Annotated in this window: 10 protein-coding genes and 1 pseudogene; 8 read left to right on the top strand and 3 right to left on the bottom strand. The window is 67.2% G+C overall.

The features are described 5' to 3' along the window. Both RTO53_RS14685 and RTO53_RS14680 read left to right on the top strand, forming a co-directional pair. Positions 1 to 681, top strand: a 681-nt coding sequence (locus RTO53_RS14685; protein WP_312238488.1) for a N(4)-(beta-N-acetylglucosaminyl)-L-asparaginase, incomplete at its 5' end; no start/stop codon positions are given. Then, the gene (locus tag RTO53_RS14680; RefSeq protein WP_312238487.1) at positions 678 to 1,412 is read left to right on the top strand and encodes a copper homeostasis protein CutC; all 735 of its coding nucleotides are present in this window, start codon (positions 678 to 680) and stop codon (positions 1,410 to 1,412) included. The genes RTO53_RS14685 and RTO53_RS14680, both read left to right, overlap by 4 nt. 300 nt (positions 1,413 to 1,712) lie before the next feature. Here the strand turns inward: RTO53_RS14680 and RTO53_RS14675 are convergent, their stop codons facing one another. Continuing rightward, positions 1,713 to 4,802 carry a TonB-dependent receptor gene (locus RTO53_RS14675; protein WP_312238486.1) on the bottom strand — a complete coding sequence of 1,030 codons (3,090 nt, stop codon included), beginning with the start codon at positions 4,800 to 4,802 and terminating at the stop codon, positions 1,713 to 1,715. 746 nt (positions 4,803 to 5,548) lie between these two features. Here RTO53_RS14675 and RTO53_RS14670 point away from each other — a divergent pair. From RTO53_RS14670 to RTO53_RS14645, 6 genes and pseudogenes are all read left to right on the top strand, one after another. Continuing rightward, a pseudogene (locus RTO53_RS14670) lies at positions 5,549 to 7,894 on the top strand (GH92 family glycosyl hydrolase); the annotation flags it as partial. 105 nt (positions 7,895 to 7,999) lie between these two features. Further along, a complete protein-coding gene (locus RTO53_RS14665) occupies positions 8,000 to 9,046 on the top strand; it encodes a LacI family DNA-binding transcriptional regulator (RefSeq protein WP_312238485.1) in 1,047 nt (348 codons plus the stop codon). A gap of 44 nt (positions 9,047 to 9,090) precedes the next feature. Next, the gene (gene fucP / locus RTO53_RS14660; RefSeq protein WP_312238484.1) at positions 9,091 to 10,401 is read left to right on the top strand and encodes an L-fucose:H+ symporter permease; all 1,311 of its coding nucleotides are present in this window, start codon (positions 9,091 to 9,093) and stop codon (positions 10,399 to 10,401) included. A 7-nt stretch (positions 10,402 to 10,408) separates the two neighbouring features. Beyond that, on the top strand, positions 10,409 to 11,404 hold the full coding sequence (locus RTO53_RS14655) for a carbohydrate kinase (protein WP_312238483.1): 996 nt from the start codon (positions 10,409 to 10,411) through the stop codon (positions 11,402 to 11,404). Beyond that, complete coding sequence (locus tag RTO53_RS14650) at positions 11,401 to 12,609, top strand: AGE family epimerase/isomerase (protein ID WP_312238482.1); 1,209 nt, start codon at positions 11,401 to 11,403, stop codon at positions 12,607 to 12,609. The genes RTO53_RS14655 and RTO53_RS14650 overlap by 4 nt, the downstream gene beginning before the upstream one ends. Positions 12,610 to 12,696: 87 nt before the next feature. Further along, the gene (locus tag RTO53_RS14645; protein WP_312238481.1) at positions 12,697 to 15,339 is read left to right on the top strand and encodes a glycoside hydrolase family 2 protein; all 2,643 of its coding nucleotides are present in this window, start codon (positions 12,697 to 12,699) and stop codon (positions 15,337 to 15,339) included. 183 nt (positions 15,340 to 15,522) lie between these two features. On the opposite strand, the gene mtnC is transcribed toward RTO53_RS14645, so the two are convergent. After that, on the bottom strand, positions 15,523 to 16,221 hold the full coding sequence (gene mtnC / locus RTO53_RS14640) for an acireductone synthase (protein WP_312238480.1): 699 nt from the start codon (positions 16,219 to 16,221) through the stop codon (positions 15,523 to 15,525). A gap of 3 nt (positions 16,222 to 16,224) precedes the next feature. Beyond that, positions 16,225 to 16,788: an acireductone dioxygenase gene (locus tag RTO53_RS14635; protein ID WP_312238479.1), complete on the bottom strand. Its 564-nt coding sequence runs from the start codon at positions 16,786 to 16,788 to the stop codon at positions 16,225 to 16,227. Positions 16,789 to 17,108 lie beyond the last annotated feature (320 nt).

Raw genomic sequence — 17,108 nt, 5'->3', positions numbered from 1 at the left:
GCGCTCACCGACATCCTGCATCCGGTGTCCGTCGCCCGCAAAGTGATGGAGAACACCCCGCACGTGATGCTGGTCGGGCAGGGCGCGCAGCAGTTCGCGGTGGAGCAGGGCTTCGAACGCCAGAAACTGCTCACCCCGGCGGCGGAAAAGGCTTGGCGCGAATGGTTGAAGACCGCCCGGTACACGCCTGAGATCAATGCCGAGCGACGTGGTCGCCCGGGCGACAGCAGCAACCATGACACCCTGGGCATGCTGGCGATCGACGCCAACGGCCGCCTCGCCGGCGCGTGCACCACCAGCGGCATGGCGTGGAAGCTGCACGGGCGCGTGGGTGACAGCCCGATCATCGGTGCCGGCCTGTACGTGGACAATGAAGTGGGCGCGGCGACCGCCTCGGGCGTTGGCGAAGAAATGATGCGCAACGCCGCCTCGTTCCTGGTAGTGGAACTGATGCGCCAGGGTCGCTCGCCGGCCGACGCCTGCCGCGAGGCGATCGCACGGCTGGTGCGCAAGCGCCCGGAGGCCAGCAAGACGCTGCAGGTGTGCTTCCTGGCGCTGGACAAACACGGCGACGTTGGTGCGTACGCGCTGCACCGTGGCTTCGTCTATGCGGTGTGTGACAAGGATCGCCAGGATGACCTGCGCGATTCGGCCTCGGTCTACACCAGCGAGCAGACATGAGCCCACCACGCCGCGTGCTGGAAATCGCCTCGAATTCCGTGGCCTCCGCGCTGGCCGCACAGTCCGGCGGCGCCGACCGGATCGAACTGTTCGACAATCTCGCCGAGGGCGGTACCACGCCGTCCCAGGGCAGCATCGCGGTGGCGCGCGAACGCCTGCGCATTCCGCTGTTCGTGCTGATCCGGGCGCGGCCCGGCGACTTCCTCTACGACGCGTTGGAGACGGAGATCATGCTGCGCGATATCGCGCAGTGCCGGGCGCTCGGCTGCGATGGCGTGGTGATCGGCGCTTTGGATGCCGACGGCGGCATCGACATGGCACTGTGCCGCGAACTGGTGCAGGCGGCGGGGCCGATGCAGGTCACCTTCCATCGCGCCTTCGATGCCGCCCGCGATCTTCCGCAGGCACTGGAACAGGTGATCGCACTCGGCTGCCAGCGGGTGTTGAGCTCCGGCGGACAGGGCAGTGCCGAAGCCGGCGTGGACATGCTCGCCACGCTGGTGGCCCGGGCCGATGGCCGCATCAGCATGATGGCCGGCGCCGGCATCACTGCCGACAACATCGCCGCCATCGCCGACCGCAGCGGATGTCGTGAACTGCACGCGTCGGCCAAGGCCACGCACCGTTCACCGATGCGGTTCCACAACCCGGCGCTGATCGGACTGTCGCCGGATTGGACCGCCACCGACCCGGCAACCGTCGCCGCCCTCCGCGCCACCCTCGACCGGTAGAGCCACGCCATGCGTGGCTGCGCTTCGTTCTTGCACCGCGACAGCCACCCATGGGGTGGCTCTACACGCCGGCATCGCGTGCAGCCACCCATGGGGTGGCTCTACAGGGGCGCGCGGGATTGACGGAGGCTGGTAGAGCCACGCCATGCGTGGCTTCTCTTCGTTCCGGCACCGCGTGCAGCCACCCATGGGGTGGCGCTACCCCCGGATGCGCATCGAGACAAAAAAACGGCAGCCACCTGTACCAGCGTGGCTGCCGTGGAGGACCGTGTCCCCGCCCTGGGGCGGGACGGGTGACGGTTAGAACTTCCAGTTCACGCCGAAGTACAGCTGGCGGCCGGTGTAGGTGTTGGAGATCAATCGCGCCTTGCTGTCGCTGCCCAGGTAGATCCGCTGTTCGGACTTGGTGGCATTGAGCACCGAGGCGGTCAGGGTCAGGGCATCGGTCAGGTTGTAGGCCGCGTTGAGGTCCAGCTGGTCGTACGGCTCGGAGTACTGGGTCAGGCCATTGACGAGCCCGCCCACCACTTCGCCGCGGCGGTTGTACGAAGCACGCGCCAGGAACTTCTGGTTCTCGTAGAAGAGGGTGACGTTGGCCTGGTTCTTGGCACTGCCCACCAGCGGCGAGGAGCCGATGTTCTGGCCATCCAGCACGATCGAGGCCAGGTTGGTGTCGTTGTAGGTGTAGTTGGCCTGCACGCCAAAGCCCATGCCGAAGGTGTACTGGCCATACAGCTCCACACCCTGCGACACGCCATCGCGGCCGTTGGCTTCGGTCTCGTACTTCTGCACCGTCACCGTCTGGCCACCCACGGTCATCTGCTGGTCGCGCACCACCGGCACGGTGAAGTTGTCCACGTTCTTGCGGAACAGCGCCGCGCCGGCCACCGCACCCGGCTGGAAGTACCACTCCAGGCCGATGTCGAACTGGGTCGCTTCGAACGGCTCCAGGTTCTTGTTGCTGCCGTGACCGTACCAGCCGGGGGTGTCGGTACCGCCGGCGACGCGACGGTCGTTGCTGTACTCCTCGCTGACGTAGCTCAGGCTGCCCGGCGCGGCGATGCTGGTATAGCCGGGGCGGGCGATGACCTTGGACGCGGCGCCGCGCAGCACCAGGTTGTCGGTGATGTCCCAGGCGATGTTGAAGCTCGGCAGGAAGTCGGTGTAGGTGCGCTCCAGCGAAGCGAACTCGTAGGTCTTCTCGCGGGCCAGGCCATCGGGCAGGCGCACGAAACCGCTCTGGCATACATAGCCGGTGTTGGAGGCGATCAGCGGTCCAGCGGCCGGATCGTTGCAGCCCATCGGCGCGCCGGCGGCGTTGTCTTGGAAGTAGTCGTTGAACTTCTCCACCGAATCACTGGACTCGGCGAACTGCTGGGTTCGCACCACGCGCACGCCGACGTTGCCGCGCAGGCGCTCGGTACGGAAGTTGGCCTGGAAGTAGCCCGAGTAGATCTTCTCGTTGACGTTGTAGACGAAGTCCTCTTCCTTGCGGCTGTAGGAACCGCCGTACTTCTGGTTGAGGAAGTCGATATAGGCCGGGTAGTTGATGCCCGGGAACACGTTGGCGTTGAAGCCCCCGGCGATGTTGCTGATCGGGCTGGACAGGAAGAAGCCGGGCTGGGCCTCGCCCGCGGTTGAATCGCAACCGGCCTGGTAGCGGTTGTTGTCGTAGTCGGCCGGGTCCTTGCCCTGGCACACCCAGTAGGTGTTGCCGGTGTTGCGGTGGACTTCGCCGTCACGGTACTTGGCCCCGAACTGGATCGAGTCCAGCCAGCCGCTTTCGAACATCTTGGTGACGTCGGCCTGGAAGTAGTTCTGCTTGACGCTGGTCTGCATCCACGACGAACCGGTCGAGCCGGTATCGATCTCGGCGATGCCGGCCATCAGCTGGTCCTGCAGGTTCGGCGAGAAGGTGGCGCTCGGGGTGCCGGTCAGGTCCCAGGCGCTGTAGGTGTTGCCGGACTGCCACACGCCATTGACCTGGCGGCGCGGCTTGGCCGACATGCTGAAGTTCATCGACGGACCGCCCTCGGACCAGGTACGGCCACCGGTGAAGGAGGCCTTCCACAACGGGCTGATGTCCCAGTCCACGGTGAGGTCGGCGGTCTGCGACAGCGCCTTTTCCTTGCTGTAAGTGCCGGTCAGCTGCGGGGTGGGGATGGTGCAGTCGTCCGGACCCCAGCCACCCGGCGCCATGCCGGCGGCGGCGGCCTGCTCTTCGCTGCAGTAATAGGTCTTGCCGGCCAGCTTTTCGTACTGCGCACCGGTGACGATGCTGCCGCTGGGGTCGAAGCTGAGCCCGTTGAGCAGGCGGCCGCCGTCCCAGTTGCCGTCGCCGTTGTAGCGCGCCAGGTTCCATTCCGGAATCTTCAGCATGTTCTGGGTGTAATCGCCCTGCAGCTCGAAGCGGAAGTAATTGGCGGTCAGGGTCAGGTTGTCCAGCGGCTTGAACTGGAAGGTGAACTGGCCGCCGGTACGCTCGCGCTTCTCTTCCTTGACCGCGAAGTTCACCGAAGTCGGCATGAAGAATTCGCTGTAGTTGCGCCCGCTCTGGTCATTGAAGCCGGACTGGCCCCACCAGTAGTGGATGCCGTCCTGCGACAGCACGTTGCCGTTGGCATCGCGCGCATCGGTGCCGTTGCCGTACCACTGGTAGTCCTCGGTGCTGGCCTGCATGGTGCGGCTGGTGCGGGTCTGCTTGGTCGCCCCGACCAGCAGGCCGAAACGCTCGTCCTTGCTGTGCCAGGAGTACAGCGCCGACACCTGCGGTTCGAGGTCGTGGCTGGTATCGGACGAGGTGCCTTCCAGGTTCACGTAACCGGAGTTGGCTTCCATGTCGAGCGGGCGACGGGTATGCAGGATCACCGTGCCGCCGATACCGCCCTCGTCGATGCGCGCCTCGGGGGACTTGAACAGCTCCGCGCTGGACAGCATGTTGGCCGGCAGCAGCGTGTAGTTGAACGAGCGGGTCGCTTCGTTGTTGGTTTCCGAGGTGGCGACGTAGTTGCCGTTCAACTGGGTCAGGGTCAGGTCCGGGGCGAGGCCGCGCACGCTGACGGTCTTGCCTTCGCCGCCGCTGCGCTCGATGACCACGCCGGGCACGCGCTGCAGCGCATCGGCCACGTTCTTGTCGGGGAACTTGCCCACGTCTTCGGCGGTGATCACTTCGACCACGGCGTTGGCGTCGCGCTTCTGCTGCAGGCTTTTTTCGATGGCGTAGCGGTAGCCGGTGACGGTCACGCTGTCGAGCGTGGTGGCTTCCGGCGACGAGGCCGGGCTGGCCTGTTGTGCGAACGCGCTGGCCGGAACCAGCGCGGCGGCGAACAGCGCGGCGGTGATGGCGGCCGACAGCGTGTCGCGGTTGCGCATGCGGGACATCTTGTTCATTCCACTCTCTCCCTCTCCTGGATTGAAACGGTGGCGATACGTGATTGAATCGATCTAATTTTTAAGGCGCCGTGAGGCGTCGAATCGTGCGTCCGGCATGCAGCGCGTGGCGGGTCCCCCACCCACCTGTCCAGCAATCGTGACCGTTTGAAGTTGGATCGATCTAAACGATTGGCGGGGAATTTTTAGCACGGCCCGGCGGGCGACGCATGCTGCTGCGCAATATGGCAAGCGCGCGTCGAGGGTGTGACGCGGCCGCCCATCTGATGGAAACGGTTTCTTGCGCGGACGGGCGGAGGAGGATGGTCGGCTTCGCAGGCAGGGCCGTCAGTTGGCAGGGGTGTCAGGCTGCACCCTCTGATGCCAGGGCCCCATCGCGATGCGTCACCCGGCGGCCAAGCATCGCGGTGCGCGCGCCGACATCCCGGTGCGCGCCGCAAACCTGGGACGTTCATGTTGCGCCGCAGAATGCATCCGCCGAAATCCCCGTGCTTTACTTGAATCGATCTAAATTCACGGCAACGTGGATCTGGAGCCGCGTCCCGGGGAGACGCCCAGCCAGCAGTGGCGGGGCTTTGCGCCCCTTCGTCAGCACCGACATCGACCCACAGGATCCACCCATGCGCCGAATGCCGTCCGCCCCTGTCGCCCGCCCGTCACGCCGCGCCCTGCCGCGCCTTGCCTGCCTGTTCGCCCTGGCGTTCGCGCCGATGCTGCAGGCCGCCGCCCCGGTCGCGCTGGAGCGCGAGGTCAACACGTTCATCGGCAGCAAGGATGACGGCAACACGTTCCCGGGCGCCTCGGCCCCGTTCGGCCTGATCCAGGTCAGCCCGATCGGCGAGCACTACGCCGGCTGGCGCTATGACGATCCCAAGATCCGCGGCTTCGGCCACTCTTTCCTGTCCGGCGCCGGCTGCTGGGAACAGGGCGGGCAGGTTTCGGTGCTGCCGGTCACCGGCAGCATCGGCAAGGGCGGCGACTTCAACACCGACGACGCCAAGAGCTTCGACCACAAGCGTTACGCCTCCAGCTACACCCATGACGGCGAGGTCGGCCAGGCCGGCTACTACAAGGTGCGCCTGACCGGGTACGGCGGCATCGATGCCGAGGCTACCGCGCGCACCCGCGCCGCGGCCGAGCGTTACACCTTCCCGGTCGACGCCGGTGCCGGCCATGTGCTGGTCAACGTCGGCCAGGCCAACGAGCGTCACTCGGTGATCGGCAGCGTCATCGACGTGGTCGGCGACCGCGTGGTCGAGGGCAAGCTGGTCACCAAGAGCTTCTGCGGCGGGCATCAGTACACCACGTGGTTCCGCATCGAATTCGACCGCCCGTTCAAGGCGTTCGGTACGTGGGGCGAAGAGGGCGGCCTGGCCGGTGCGCGGCATCGCATGGAAGGCGAACAGAAGCCCAGTGGCGCGTGGTTGAGCTTCGACGTCGGCAAGGGCAAGCAGCGCGCGGTCACCGCGATCAGCGCGATTTCGCACGTGGATGCCGAAGGCGCGCGCAACAACCTGCGCAGCGAGGGCATGCAGGGCGGCAAGCTGCTCGGCTTCGAACAGATGCGCACCCAGTCGCAGCAGCAGTGGCGCCGCGAGCTGGCTACCACGCGCGTGCAGGGCGGCACTACCGACGACCGCACCGTGTTCTATTCCGCGCTGTACCACGCACTGCTGCAGCCGCTGACCGGCAGTGATGCCGACGGCCGCTACCGGGGCTACGACGACGCCATCCATCGCGCCGACGGCTGGACCTACTACGAGTATTTCTCGCTGTGGGACACCTACCGCGCGCAGAACCAGTGGCTGGCATTGACCCGCCCGGCGGTGGCGCGCGACATCGGCCGCAGCCTGCTGGCCATCAACGAACAAGGTGGCTGGTTGCCGCGCTGGGGCTATGCCAATTTCGAAACCAACATCATGACCGGCGATCCGGTCACCCCGTTCCTGGTCGACCTGTGGCGCTTCGGCGCGCTTGCCGGGCGCGAGGCCGAGGCCTACACCGCGCTGCGCCGCAATGCGTTCGAACAGCCGCCGCTCAACTCGCGCCACGCCGGCCGTTCCGGCAACCCGGGCTACGTGGAAAACGGCTTTGTGGCCTACGACCGCGCCTTCCCTTCCAAGGGCATGGACGTCGATCCGCATCACGGGGGCTCGGCCACGCTGGAATACGCGCTGGCCGACTGCGCGCTGGCACAGATGGCCGATGGGCTGGGGCATGCCGACGATGCGGCCACGCTGCGCACGCGTGGGGGCAACTGGCACAAGGTGTGGGATCCGCAGGTGCGCGATGAAGAGACCGGCATGAGCGGGTTCCCGCGTCCGCGCGTGGACGATGGCAAGTGGTACGTACCGTCCGACGGCCACTACAGCCCGCGTTCGCACCATGGGTTCCATGAAGGCACCGCGTGGCAGTACCAGTGGCTGGCACAGCAGGACATGCCGGGCCTGGTCCAGGCCATGCACGGTCGCGAGCAGGCCGGCAAGCGCCTGGATGCATTCTTCGCCTACGACGCCCTGGTGCAGTCGCCGTTGACCGCCGCGCGCAAGGAGTGGGTGGTGGGGCCGTACAGTTACTACAACCAGTACCGCTACAACCCCAACAACGAACCGGACCTGCACGCACCGTGGATGTACACGCTGATCGGCCAGCCGTGGAAGACCGCCACGGTGGTGCGCGCGGCCCAGCAGCTGTTCACCAACGCGCCCAACGGCGTGACCGGCAACGATGACCTGGGCACGATGTCGGCGTGGTACCTGTTCAGTGCGATCGGCCTGTACCCGGCGGTGCCCGGCAGTGGCCAGTTCCTGCTGCACACCCCGCGCTTCTCCAGGGTGGAGGTGGACCTGGGCACCGGTCGCAGCCTGACGCTGGCCGCCGCCGGTGCCGATGGCCGCACCCTGCAGTATGTGCAGGGCGTGCGCGTGGACGGCCAGGACCACGCGCCGGTGTGGCTGGACTGGACCCGGCTGCAGCAGGGCGGGCGCATCGACTTCGCGCTTGGCACCCAGGCCCCGACCACCGGCTGGGGCACCCGGACCGAGGCCTTGCCGCGCTCGTACTGCGCCACCCCGGGCGCGGTGCTGGAATGAATCTGCGTCTGCCCCACGGCTGCGCCCCGACCACCGGCACCGGCGCGGTCCGTTGGCCGATGCGATCGTTTAGGCTTGCGGGATGACAAGGACCGGGCGGACACGATGAACGACAAGGCCACACCCGCAGGCAAGGGAACGCGCGCGGTCACCGTGACCGATATCGCAGAGGCGATCGGCGTGTCGCGGGCGACCGTGTCGCTGGTGCTGCGCGGCAGCCCGCTGGTGAACGTCGACACCCGTGCCCGGGTCGAGGCCGAACTGCGCCGCCAGCGCTATGTCTACAACCGGGGCGCGGCCAACCTGCGGCGACGCACCTCCTCCAGCGTCGCCCTGGTGATCAACGACCTGTCCAACCCGTTCTTCGCCGAGTTCGCCTCCGGGGTGGACGAGGCGCTCGGTGCCAAGGGCTTTGTGACCCTGCTCGGCAGCACCGGCGAATCGCCGCAGCGGCAGCAGGCGGTGTTGACCACCTTGATGGAACACACCCCGGCCGGCCTGATCCTGTCGCCGGCCGAAGGCAGCGACGCGGCGGAACTGCGCCAGGTGCTGGGCTTCAATGCCAACGTCCTGCTGTTCAACCGTGAACCGCCGGGCGCCGACTGGGACTTCCTCACCCTGGACAACCAGCAGGGCGCCTACCTGGCCACCCGCCACCTGATCGAACGCGGTCACCAGCGCATCGCCTTCTTCGGTGGCCACGCCGATTCCAGTTCCTGCCACCAGCGTCGGCTGGGCTATGCGCAGGCACTGGCCGAAGCGGGCAGGGACGTGCGACCGGAATGGCTGATCGAATCGGCACCCAACCGTCTTGAAGCGGCCGCGCGAAGCGAAGAGCTGTTCGCGCGCGCTCCGGCGCCCACCGCGGCGGTCTGCTACAACGACAGCGTCGCCCTCGGCCTGATGCTGGGCCTGGCCTCGCGCGGGGTGCAGCCCGGGATCGATTTCGCGGTGACCGGGTTCGATGACATCTCCGAAGCCGCGGTGGCCCTGCCGCCGCTGACCACGCTCACGGTCAACCCGCGCGAGCGTGGCCGGCAAGCGGCCGAACTGCTGCTGCAGCGGCTGGACCATCCCGAAGCGGCACCACAACGCACCGTGGCGCCCGTACAACTGCGCATCCGCGCCAGCAGCGGCCCCGTGGCCGCGTGATGGCGTCTTCCTTCACCTGCTCGCGCAATGAGGCGCGTACCTGAATGCCCATTTCTCCAACGCCCCGTCTGCCTTCCTCGTCTGCGTCCGCGCCCGTGGTCAACACGCGCATGGCCCTGGCCGTGGCGACCACGATCTTCTTCATGTGGGGCTTTTTGACCTGCCTCAACGACATCCTGATTCCGCATCTGAAGGCGGTGTTCGAACTGAACTACGCCAAGGCGATGCTGGTGCAGTTCACCTTCTTCGGCACCTACTTCCTGATGTCGCTGCCGGCCGGTCGGCTGGTGGCGCACCTGGGCTACAAGAAGGGCATCGTGGCCGGCCTGGCGATCGCCGCGGTCGGCGCGCTGGGCTTCTGGCCGGCGGCCGAGCTGCGCGTGTATGAAGCGTTCCTCGGCGCGCTGTTCGTGCTCGCCACCGGCATCACCGTGCTGCAGGTGGCCGCCAATCCGTACGTCGCGCTGCTCGGTCCGGAACAGACCGCGTCGAGCCGTCTGACCCTGGCCCAGGCCTTGAACTCGCTGGGCACGGCGATCGCGCCGATCTTCGGCGGCCTGCTGATCCTGGGCAACACGGTCAAGAGTGCCGATGAACTGGCCGCGCTGCCCTCGGCCGAACAGATCGCCTACCGCGTACAGGAGGCGCAGTCGGTGCAGGGCCCGTACGTGGGCCTGGCGATCGCGCTGGCGCTGCTGGCCGTGTTCGTCTACCTGTTCCGCCTCCCGGCATTGACCGAGACCACCGAGCAGGCAGACAGCGGCAAGCACACCCTGCTCGACGCGCTGCGCCACAAGCACGTGCTGTTCGGCGTGCTGGCGATCTTCTTCTACGTCGGTGCGGAAGTGTCGATCGGCAGCTTCCTGGTGAACTACCTGTCGATGCCGGCCATCGGCGGCTTCACCGAGCAGCAGGCCACCCACTACGTGTCGGCGTACTGGACGCTGGCGATGATCGGTCGCTTCGCCGGCTCGGCGATCATGACCCGCTTCTCGCCGCGCGTGCTGCTGACCGTGTTCGCGGCAGTCAACGTGCTGCTGCTGGCGCTGACCATGCTCAGCAGCGGCCATGTGGCGCTGTATGCGGTGGTGGCGGTGGGCCTGTTCAACTCGATCATGTTCCCGACCATCTTCGCGTTGAGCATCGAGCGCCTGGGGCCGCTGACCAACAAGGCCTCCAGCCTGCTGATCATGGCAATCGTCGGCGGCGCGGTGGTGCCGTACCTGCAGGGCGTGCTGGCCGACCATATCGGTCTGCAGCCGTCCTTCATCCTGCCGCTGGTGTGCTACGGCTACATCATTTTCTATGGCCTGTCGGGTTCGCGCCCGAGCGCCGCATTCCGCCACGGAGCCTGAGGCCAGAATGAGCAAGATTGTCTGTTTCGGCGAGATTTTGATCGATCTACTTGCGCAGCCGCCGGCCAGCGCCGACACTCCGCGCGCGTTCCTGCAGTACGCCGGCGGTGCGCCGGCCAACGTCGCGGTGGCCGCGGCACGGCTGGGGGCCGACACCCATTTCGCCGGCATGCTGGGCAACGACATGTTCGGCGACTTCCTTGCCGAGAGCCTGGCCGACGCCGGTGTGGCCACCGACTGCATCGTGCGAACCGGCGCGGCCAAGACCGCGCTCGCATTCGTGGCGCTGGACGCCCACGGCGAGCGCAGTTTCAGCTTCTACCGGCCGCCGGCCGCGGACCTGCTGTTCCGCAGCGAGCATTTCCACGCCAGCTGCTTTGACGACACGCGCAGCTTCCATGTGTGCTCCAACAGCCTGACCGAGGCCGAGATCGCCGAGACCACGCTGGATGGCATGCGCCGCGCACGTGCCGCCGGTGCGATGGTCAGCCTGGACCTCAACCTGCGTCCTGCGCTGTGGCCGGCCGACGTCGACCCGCTGCCGCGCCTGTGGGAGGCGCTGGTGCTGGCCGACCTGGTCAAGCTTTCGCGCGAAGAGCTGGAGTATCTGGCCGCCGACCAGGCCGGTGGCGATGCGGCGGTGATTGCGCGCCTGCTGGCCGCCCAGGCCCAGGCGGTGGTGATCACCGACGGCGCCGCGCCGATCCGCTGGCACACCCGCCACGCCGATGGCGTACTCACCGGCTTCCGCGTACGGACGGTGGACTCCACCGCTGCCGGCGATGCGTTCGTCGGCGGCCTGCTGTTCGGCATCGGTGAGCGCGGCGGTGATGGCACGGCGTTCGCCGGTTTCTGCCAGGACCCGGCCGCGCTGACCGGCGCAATCCGCTTCGGCGCCGCCGTCGGCGCGCTCGCCGTCACCCGCAAGGGTGCGTTCGCGGCCATGCCCAGCCTTGAAGAAGTCCAGCAACTGCTGCAGCAACAACAGGATGACGCCGCATGAACTCGCCCCTCGATGGCACCCCGGTTCCGCCGACCCCCGATTTCCGCTCGCCCGACTTCCTGCGCGCCCACATCGCGCAGACCATGGCGTTCTACCAGCCGCACGAGATCGACCCCAAGGGCGGTTTCTTCCACTACTACCGTGACGATGGCAGCGTGTACGACACCGCGCATCGGCACCTGGTCAGCAGCACCCGATTCGTGTTCAACCACGCCATGGCCTACCGGGAGTTCGGCAAGCCCGAGGATCTGGCGGCCGTCGAGCACGGCGTGCGCTACCTGCGCGAGGTCCACCGCAACGCGGCCACCGGCGGCTACGCCTGGACCCTGCGCGATGGCGTGGTCGAAGATGCCACCAACCACTGCTACGGCGTGGCCTTCGTGCTGCTGGCCTACAGCTGTGCGCTCAAGGCCGGTATCTGCGACGCGCGTGCGTGGATGGATGAAACGTGGCAACTGTTGGAGACGCGCTTCTGGGAGCCGGCGTTCGGCCTGTACAAGGACGAAGCCGATGCCGAATGGAACTTCAGCGATTACCGTGGCCAGAACGCCAACATGCACATGTGCGAGGCGATGCTGGCTGCCTTCGAGGCCAGTGCTGAAAAACGCTACCTGGATCGCGCACTGCTGCTGGCCGATCACATGACCCGCCGCCAGGCCGCGCAGGGCGATGGCCTGGTGTGGGAGCACTACGATCCGCAGTGGCAGATCGATTGGGACTACAACCGCGACAACCCCAAGCACCTGTTCCGCCCGTGGGGCTTCCAGCCCGGCCACCAGACCGAGTGGGCCAAGCTGCTGCTGATCCTGGATCGGCACGTGCAGGCCGACTGGCTGGTGCCCACCGCGCGGCACCTGTTCGATGTCGCCGTCGAGCGCAGCTGGGACACCGCACGTGGCGGCCTGTATTACGGTTTCGCGCCCGATGGCAGCGTCTGTGACGACGACAAGTATTTCTGGGTGCAGGCCGAGTCGCTGGCCACCGCCGCGCTGCTGGCCACGCGGACCGGCGATGCCGTTTACTGGGACTGGTACGACAAGCTCTGGGGTTATGCCTGGCAGCACATGATCGACCATCGCTACGGTGCCTGGTACCGCATCCTGGATGCGGACAACCGCAAGTACAGCGATGAAAAGAGCCCGGCCGGCAAGACCGATTACCACACCATGGGCGCGTGCTACGAAGTGCTCAACGTAGTCCGTTGAATCCGGTAGAGCCGACCGTTGGTCGGCTTCCCAAACCCCGGTAGAGCCGACCGTTGGTCGGCTGCTCCCGCAACCAGGCAGGTCACCATGCGCGCGCACCGCCGTTTCCATGTCGTTGCACCGGCCTGCTGGCTGTTGCTGGTCCTGCTGGCAGCGTGGGCACTCCCCGTAGCGGCCGCCCCATTGGCGGCGGACTGGTCATTCCGCCTTCTGCCCGGTGACGCGCGCGGTGCCGCGCACCCCGGCCTGCAGCAGTGGCGCACCGCGCGGGTACCCGAAGCGGTGCATACCGACCTGCTGGCGCAGGGCGTGATCGCCGATCCGTACGTGGGCGCGCCCGAGGCCGGATTGCAGTGGATCGGGCTGGCCGACTGGGAATACCGCGCCCGCTTCGACGTGGACGCCGCCACGCTGGCGCGCGCGCATGCCGAGCTTGCGTTCGAGGGCCTGGACACCTTCGCCACGGTCACGCTCAACGGCCAGCCGCTGCTGCAGGCCGACAACAGCCACCGCACCTGGCGGGCACGCGTGGACGGCAGGCTGCGTGCGGAGGGCAATGAACTGCGCGTGGTACTTCGCTCACCGATCAGGACCCTGCTGCCGGGCGTGCAGGCGATGCCGCACAAGATCGCCGGCAACTATCCCTCGCCGTACGGCGACGAGCCCAGGGACGCGATGGTCGGCAATTTCGTGCGCAAGCCCGGCTACCACTTCGGCTGGGACTGGGGCCCGCGTTATGTGACGGCGGGGATCTGGCGCCCGGTGCTGCTGGACAGCTGGGATGCGCAGCGCTTGACCGACATGGCCGTGCACACCCGGGCGCTGGACGCCGAGCACGCCGATCTGGCGGTCACGCTGCAGGTGGAAAGCGCCGCGCGTGGCAATGCCGCAGTGCGCGTGGAGGTATTGGATCCTGATGGAGTGTCGGTGGCCCGAATCGATCGTGACGCTTCACTGCAGGCTGGCGACAACGCCATCAGCGTGCCGGTTTCGCTGAAACAGCCGCGCCGCTGGTGGCCGGCGGGGCAGGGCGAGCAGGCACGCTATACCGTGCGTGTCACGCTGGCACCGGGCGACGCTGCGCCACGCCATATCGAGCAGCGGATCGGCCTGCGCACCGTCGAGCTGCGCCGTGAGGCCGACCGCCAGGGCGGGCAGGGCTTCGCCTTCGTGATCAACGGCGTGCCGATCTTCGCCAAGGGCGCCAACGTCATTCCGTTCGACATGTTCCCCGCGCGGGTCGATCCGGCACGGATCCGCCGCGAGCTGACCGCCGCGCGCGATGCCAACATGAACATGCTGCGCAACTGGGGCGGCGGCTACTACGAGGACGATGCGTTCTTCGACATCGCCGACGAGCTGGGCCTGCTGGTCTGGCAGGACTTCATGTTCGGCGGCGGCATGCAGCCCGGTTACGATCCGGCGTTCCGCGCCAACGTGGTCGCCGAGGCGCGCGACAACGTGCGCCGGCTGCGCCACCATCCCAGCGTGGTGCTGTGGTGTGGCAACAACGAGGAAGAAACCGCGTGGAAGGATTGGGGCCATGGTCGCGACCTGACCGCCGCCGATCCCGCCTTCGCCGCGAAGGTCTGGCAGGGCTATGTGGACCTGTTCGGCAATGACCTGCGCCAGGTGGTGGCCGAAGAAGGGCTGGGCGTGCCGTATTGGTCCAGTTCGCCCAGCAATGACCTGGACGACAAGGCCAACGATTCCACCCGTGGCGACAAGCACTACTGGCAGGTATGGGGCAACCCGGCGCTGCCGGTGACGGCCTACCTGCACGAGACCCCGCGCTTCATGTCCGAATATGGCCTGCAGGCATGGCCGTCGCTGCGCACGCTGGAAGGCATCATTCCGGCCGCCGAGCAGCAGGTGGACAGCGCCACGGTGCGCGCGCACCAGAAGTTCATGGCCGGGCAGGGCAACGAGCGGCTGCTCAAGTACATCGAAGAGGCGTACGGCACGCCGCGCGATTTCCCGGCGTTCGTGTATCTCAGCCAGGTGATGCAGGCCGACGGCATCCAGCTGGCGGCGTTGCACCACCGCGCGTCGCGGCCGTACACCATGGGCTCGCTGTACTGGCAGCTCAACGACGTGTGGCCGGGGGCGTCGTGGTCGAGCATCGATTACGCCGGGCGCTGGAAGGCGCTGCATTTCCACGCGAAGCGCTTCTTTGCCGACCGTGCGGTGGCGGCGTTGCGCGACGACGGGGTGACCGGGGTGAGCCTGCTCAATGATCGCCAGCAGGGATTCCAGGCAACATGGCGGCTGCGCGTGATCGATCTGGATGGGACGTTGCGCAGCCAGCAGCAGCACGCCGTGGCGTTGCCGCCGCTGTCGGCGTTGAAGGTGGGCCGGTTCGAGGATGCCTCACTGCTGCACGGCGCGGATCCGACGCGGACCGTGGCGGTGGTCGAACTGCTGGATGGAAAGCAGGTGCTGTCGCAGCAGGTGGTGTACTTCGCCGCGGCCAAGGACCTTGCGCTGGCGCGGATGAAGATCGACAGCGACCTGCGTGCCGATGGCGAAGGCTACGTGCTCACGTTGCGTTCGCCGACGCTGGTGCGCGCGTTGTGGGTCGACTTCGACGGCCTCGATGCCACCCTGGACGACAACGCGCTGGACCTGGTGCCGGGCGAGACCAGGACCCTCCGCCTGCGCAGCAGCGCCAATCTGGACACACTGCGCAGCACGCTCCGCCTCACCTCACTCGCCGACGTCGTCCCGTAGCGCCACGCCATGCGTGGCGGGGCGCGGTGTCGGCGTCACGCGAAGAGCAGCCACGCATGGCGTGGCTCTACCATCCGGTCGTGCATGGCCTCGGTGCGGGCGGCATGTGTCCGGTAGAGCCACGCCACGCGTGGCTGGCGCCGTGCCGGAGTGCGCAAAGAGGCAGCCACGCATGGCGTGGCTCTACAGCGTGATCTGCTGGAAATTCTCTACACGGTCGTGACCGTGGGTGGCTTCACCGCTGCGCGGCAGCGGGTAGTCGTCCAGCCGGTCGAGCAGGCGGGTCTGCAGGCCCGCGTCGCGGGCGGCATCCAGCTCTTCGACCACGTCGGACAGGAATACGATCTGCCCGGCCGGTACGCCGATCGCCTTGACGATATGGCGGTAGCTGTCGGCCTCACGCTTGCCGCCAACTTCGGTGTCGAACCAGCCCGAGACCAGTCCGGTCAGGTCGCCGGCGTCGCTGAAGCCGAAGAACAGCTTCTGCGACGGCACCGAGCCGGACGAGTACACGTACAGCGGCTTGCCCTGCGCATGCCAGCCTTTCAACACCGCGGACACTTCCGGATAGAAGTGCGCCTTGTAGTCGCCGTTGCGGTACCCGTTTTCCCAGATCATGCCCTGCAGCGCCTTGAGCGCAGTGTGCTTGCGGTCCTGGTCGATCCAGCCCTGCAGGGTTTCCACGATCAGGCTGTCCTGGCAGGCCCCGCCGATCTCCACGGCCACCGCATCCAGCCAGCGGCGCACCTCCGGCTGCTGGCCGTGCGCGGCGACGAACGCCGGCAGTGCCTTGCGTGCATACGGGAACAGCACGTTCTTGACGAACGAAATGCTGCTGGTGGTGCCTTCGATATCGGTGAGGATGACAGTGGGATGCGGCATGGATCAGTCGGCCTGGTGCTGTGCGGGGTGGTAACGCGGGAACTGCTGGGCGATGTCGCTGCCGGTGAAATGACCGATCCAGCCATCGGCCTCGGTGAAGAAGCGGATCGCCACGAAATTGGGCTCTTCGCCCATGTCGAACCAATGGGTGATGCCATCGGGCACGGCGATCAGGTCGTTCTTGACGCACTCGATCTCGTAGACCTTGCCGTCCACATGCAGGGTGAACAGCCCGGAGCCGGCGACGAAGAAGCGCACCTCGTCTTCCTTGTGGAAGTGCTCGTCGAGGAACTTCTTCCGCAGTTCGGCGCGGTTGGGGTTGTCCGGGGCGATCGAGGCCACGTCCACGCTCTTGAAGCCGTGCTGGGCCACCAGGCGGTCGATGTCGGTCCGGTAGGCGGCAAACACCTCGTCCTGGCTTGCGCCCGGGGCAACCTCATGGGCCGCCTGCCAGCGCTCGAAGGTGACGCCGATCTTCTTCAGTTCGACCGCGATGGCCTCGCCATCGCGGCTGTCGAACCGTGCGGTATCCGGGGCGGTGTCATCAAATATACGGAGTCGGCTCATGGCGGCGGCAGCGAGGCGAAAGGGGGAGGGAAAGGGTACCAGCGCAGCGCCGGATGCGGGGGCGCGGGCTGATGGTGAACGGCGGAATACAGATTCCCTTCAGGAATCTGGCCGGAAAAAGCCCGGTAGTGCCGGCCGCTGGCCGGCTCCTCATGAACGCTGGACGATGGCCTGGAGCCGGCCAGCGGCCGGCACTACCCGGGGCGCGTGGTGTTGCCTGGAGCCGGCCAGCGGCCGGCACTACCCGGGCGTGCGATGTTGCCTGGAGCCGGCCAGCGGCCGGCACTACCCCCGGTCTGCGGCGTGGACCGAAGGCCGGC

Source organism: Stenotrophomonas sp. (genome assembly GCF_031995405.1).
Taxonomy (GTDB): Bacteria; Pseudomonadota; Gammaproteobacteria; order Xanthomonadales; family Xanthomonadaceae; genus Stenotrophomonas.
This window is presented reverse-complemented; position numbering and strand designations above follow the sequence as displayed.